The sequence below is a fragment of the Streptomyces sp. NPDC058964 genome, from assembly GCF_042741275.1.
In the GTDB taxonomy this organism is placed as follows: Bacteria; Actinomycetota; Actinomycetes; order Streptomycetales; family Streptomycetaceae; genus Streptomyces.
On record NZ_JBHYKH010000570.1, the window covers coordinates 1 to 4426 of the forward strand.

3 protein-coding genes and 1 pseudogene are annotated in these 4426 nt (G+C 72.0%); 2 read left to right on the forward strand and 2 right to left on the reverse strand.

Annotated features, from left to right (window positions below; translation table 11 throughout):
- Both ACFW2E_RS40425 and ACFW2E_RS40430 read right to left on the reverse strand, forming a co-directional pair.
- Nucleotides 1-820: pseudogene (locus ACFW2E_RS40425) on the reverse strand (sulfatase); the annotation flags it as partial.
- Nucleotides 821-1112: 292 nt separating this feature from the next.
- On the reverse strand, nucleotides 1113-2732 hold the full coding sequence (locus ACFW2E_RS40430) for an acyl-CoA synthetase (protein ID WP_384475162.1): 1620 nt from the start codon (nucleotides 2730-2732) through the stop codon (nucleotides 1113-1115).
- Nucleotides 2733-2910: 178 nt separating this feature from the next.
- Between ACFW2E_RS40430 and ACFW2E_RS40435 the strand changes: the two genes are divergently transcribed.
- Nucleotides 2911-3711 carry a crotonase/enoyl-CoA hydratase family protein gene (locus tag ACFW2E_RS40435; protein WP_384475165.1) on the forward strand — a complete coding sequence of 267 codons (801 nt, stop codon included), beginning with the start codon at nucleotides 2911-2913 and terminating at the stop codon, nucleotides 3709-3711.
- A gap of 35 nt (nucleotides 3712-3746) precedes the next feature.
- The coding region (locus ACFW2E_RS40440) for a Zn-ribbon domain-containing OB-fold protein (protein WP_384475168.1) at nucleotides 3747-4426 on the forward strand (680 nt) is incomplete at its 3' end.

A 4426-nucleotide genomic window follows, 5' to 3' on the forward strand; every position in this document is an offset into this window, starting at 1 on the left:
GGGCCCCCGGGGGGTGCCGGACTAAACGTTTCGACTCCCGCACCATCGCGAGCGTCGTCAGCACCAGCACGGCGATGACGTGGACGATCACCGCGGCGATGGCGAACAGCTCGCCGCCGCGGCCGAAGGACTCCCGCACCCACTCCGCGGCGGCGCCGAGCAGGATCCAGTCGAGGACCAGGTCGAAGGGGCGGACCAGCACCTCGTAGAAGCCCATGTCGACGCACTTCAGGATGGTGAGCAGGCCCAGCAGCAGGCCGGCCGCAACCGCCGTGACCCGCCTCGGCCGCGGCGGCAGCGTGAGCAGCAGGCCCGCGAGCAGGATCCCTTCCGCGGGGATGCGCAGAAACGCGGTGACGGTGAGCCGGTCGAGCTGGTTCGGGAGCAGCAGCGCCCCGAGCACCAGGGCGGCGGCCAGCACCGTGGTCCCGATGGACACGCCGCGCGCGACCCGCGGGTACGTGAGGCGCCGGCCGGACCGACCGGGGCGGGCCGGGGAGGTCTCGTCCGGGTGGGCGGCCGCGGCCTCTTCCTCGCCGTGGCCGGGAGCGCCGTCGGGGCCGGCCGGCGAGAGCACGGTGACTGTGGGGGCGGGTGCCGGCCGGAGTACCGCGTCCGCGGTGACTCGCGGGGTGTCCTCGGCGGGTGCGTGCTGGGTCGCTGCCGGGAGTGCGGTCTCTTCCGGGGTTTCTTCCAGGAATTCTTCCGGTGTTTCTTCCGGGGGTGTCGCGGGCCGGTCGGCCGGGCCGACGCCGTGCTCGGCCGCAGCGGGGTCCTGTCCGGTGTCCGCCGGTTGACGAGGAGGCGTGAGGTGCGACACCCGAAGGTCCTTCCGTGCGTGGCCCGGTGCTGGTGCGGTGGCGCGGGCCCGGGTGGCGGGGGCGTCATCACCACGGCCGGCCGTCACCCTCTGTTCACCGCCGAGGCCGACCGCCCGCACAGAGTACGCTGCCGACGCCCACCGCCCGGCCCGCCAGGGTCCCGTCGTCACATCCCCGTCCACGCCGGAAGGGCAGGCCGGCGGCGTCAGGGGGTCCCCTGCTCGCGCCAGGCCGAGAGCCCGGGGGAGCGTGCACGGCGTCGCGGGGCGGGCGGGGATTCGACGCCAGGGCCTAGCGGTCCGCCGCCACCGCCACCTCACGTGCCCACCGGTAGTCGGCCTTTCCGCTCGGCGAGCGCCGGATGGACTCCGTGATCACGAGCTGGCGCGGGACCTTGTATCCGGCGAGGTGCGCCCGGCAGTGGGTCTGGAGGTCCGTCAGGGAGAGCCGTTCAGCGCCCTCGCGCAGCTGCACCACCGCCGCCACATGGTTGCCCCACCTGGCGTCCGGCACCCCGGCCACCAGCGCGTCGTACACGTCCGGATGGGACTTGAGCGCCTGCTCGACCTCCTCCGGGTACACCTTCTCGCCCCCGGTGTTGATGCACTGCGAGCCGCGGCCGAGGACGGTGACGACGCCCTCCTCGTCGACGGTCGCCATGTCGCCGAGGAGCACCCAGCGCCGGCCGTCCTTCTCGAAGAAGGTCTCGGCGGTCTTGCGGGGGTCGTTGTAGTAGCCGAGGGGGACGTGGCCGCACTGGGCGACCCGGCCGGTCTCGCCCACGGCGACCGGCTCGTGCGTGGCCGGGTCCACCACCAGGGTCCGGGAGTTCATACGGATGCGGAAGCCGCGCCCGGGTCCGGAGTCCTCCGTGGCGGTGCCGTTGAAGCCGGACTCGGAGGAGCCGAAGTTGTTCAGCAGCATGGCGTTCGGGACCAGCTCCCGGAACTGCCTGCGCACGGTTTCCGACATGATCGCGCCGGACGACGACACACTGAACACCGAGGACCGGTCCGTGCCCTTCATGGGCCCGTTCAGCGCGTCGATCAGCGGCCGCAGCATCGCGTCGCCCACCAGCGAGATGCTGGTGACGCGCTCCTGCTCGACGGTCCTGAGTACCTCCTCCGGCACGAACTTGCGGTGAAGCACGATCCGCTGCCCGAAGTTGAAGCCGATGAAGGCGGTGAGGGTGGAGGTGCCGTGCATCAGCGGGGGAGTGGGGAAGAAGGTGATCCCCGAACCGCCGGCCGCGACCCGCTCGGCGAGTTCCTCCGGCTTCTGCACCGGCTCTCCCGTCGGTGCCCCGCCGCCCAGCCCCGCGAAGAACAGGTCCTCCTGGCGCCACATCACGCCCTTGGGCATCCCGGTGGTGCCGCCGGTGTAGATGATGAACCGGTCGTCGCCCGAGCGTTCGGGGAATTCACGGGCCGGCGACCCGGCCGCCTCGGCCTCCGTGAACGCCACGGCCGGGACCTCGGGTGCCCCCGGCTCCGGGCTTCCCACCCTGACCAGATGCCGCAGCTTCTCCGTGCGCGGCAGCGCAGCCGCCACCCGGCCGGTGAACTCCGCGTCGAAGACGACGGCCACGAGGTCGGCGTCCCGGTAGAGGTAGACCAGTTCCTCCTCCACATACCGGTAGTTGACATTGACCGGCACGATCCGTGCCTTCAGGCAGCCGAGCACCGTCTGCAGGTACTCGACGCCGTTGTAGAGGTGGAGGCCGACGTGCTCACCGGCACGTATCCCGCTGTCGATCAGATGGTGGGCGACGCGGTTGGCGGCTGCGTCCAGCTGCGCATAGGTCAGACGGCGCTCCGCGCCCGTGCCGGGGTGGTCGACGTACACGAGCGCCTCGCGGTCCGGGACCACGTCGACGACCGACTCGAACAGGTCGGCAAGGTTGTACTCCACCGCTCCTCCTGACCCCCGGCGTGCCTGGCATCTGTGTCGGTTCGCCGGTCATCAGAGCAAAGGGCGCGGCAACTGTGAAGGGTCCGCGCGAAGAAATCTGACTGTCTGTCAGAAAACCCTTGAAGTGCCCACCCGCCTACTGCAACCTGTTCTCGTTCTTTCAGAGGGGAGACGGTCAATGGGTGGGACGGAACACCTCGCCGTGCGGCGCGAGGGCGCCACACTGGTGCTCACGCTCAACAGGCCCGACGCCAAGAACGCGCTCTCGTTGCCCATGCTCGTGGGCCTGTACGACGGCTGGCTGGAGGCCGACGAGGACGACACGGTCCGGTCGGTCGTGCTCACCGGGGCCGGGGACGCCTTCTGCGCCGGGATGGACCTCAAGGCGCTGGCCGGCCGGGGCATGGAGGGGGAGCACTACCGCGACCGGCTCAAGGCCGACCCCGACCTGCACTGGAAGGCGATGCTGCGCCACCATCGCCCCCGCAAACCGGTGATCGCCGCCGTCGAGGGGTACTGCGTCGCGGGCGGGACCGAGATCCTGCAGGGCACCGACATCCGGATCGCGGGCGAGTCCGCGACCTTCGGCCTGTTCGAGGTCAGGCGCGGACTCTTCCCCATCGGCGGCTCGACCGTCCGGCTGCAACGCCAGATCCCGCGCACCCACGCCCTGGAGATGCTGCTCACCGGGCGGCCCTACAGCGCCCGCGAGGCCGCGGACATCGGGCTGATCGGCCATGTCGTGTCCGACGGCGGCGCCCTCACCAAGGCCCTGGAGATCGCCGAGCGGATCAACGCCTGCGGGCCGCTCGCCGTCGAGGCCGTGAAGGCGTCGGTGTACGAGACCGCCGAGATGACGGAGACCGACGGCCTCGCGGCCGAGCTCGCCCGCGGCTGGCCGGTCTTCGACACCGCCGACGCCAAGGAAGGCGCCCGCGCCTTCGCGGAGAAGCGTCCCCCCGTCTACAAGCGCGCCTGACCCGCGCACGCCCGACCCGCGAAGGAGAGTCTTCGATGCCCGAAGTCCTCAAAGCCCCCCTGGTCGTGGAGTTCCCCTTCACCCGCTCCGTCGGCCCGGTCCAGAGCGCGTTCCTGACCGGACTGCGCGAGCGCGTCGTCCTCGGCGTGCGGACCGGCGACGGCCGCACCCTCGTCCCACCCGTCGAGTACGACCCGGTGACCGCCGAGGAACTGCGCGGCCTCGTGGAGGTCGCCCCGACCGGCACCGTCACCACCTGGGCCTGGAACCACGAGCCGCGCCGCGGCCAGCCCCTCGACACCCCCTTCGCCTGGGTGCTGGTCCGGCTCGACGGCGCCGACACGGCGCTGCTGCACGCCCTGGACGCCCCCGGCCCCGACGCCGTGCGCACCGGGATGCGCGTGCGCGTCCGCTGGGCAGAAGAACGCTCCGGTGCCATCACGGACATCGCCTGCTTCGAGCCGTACGACGGCGAGCCGGAGCAACCGAGCGGCCACAGCGGCGAGTTCACGGACGCAATCACCGGGATCGTCGCCGCCGCCCGCCTCGACTACACCTACTCGCCGGGCCGCGCCCAGTCCGCCTACATCCACGCCCTCGCCCCCCCCCCCGCGGGCGGGGCACGCCGGCCCCCCCGACCCCAAGTGTTTCTGCCCCCCCGGGGGGGGTGGCCCCCAATTGTTTTTGCCCCAACACAAAACGGGGTGGTCGGGCC

Coding starts and splice junctions, on each gene's coding strand:
- ACFW2E_RS40435 (WP_384475165.1), top strand. CDS start 2,911: ATGGGTGGGACGGAACACCTCGCCGTGCGGCGCGAGGGCGCCACACTG.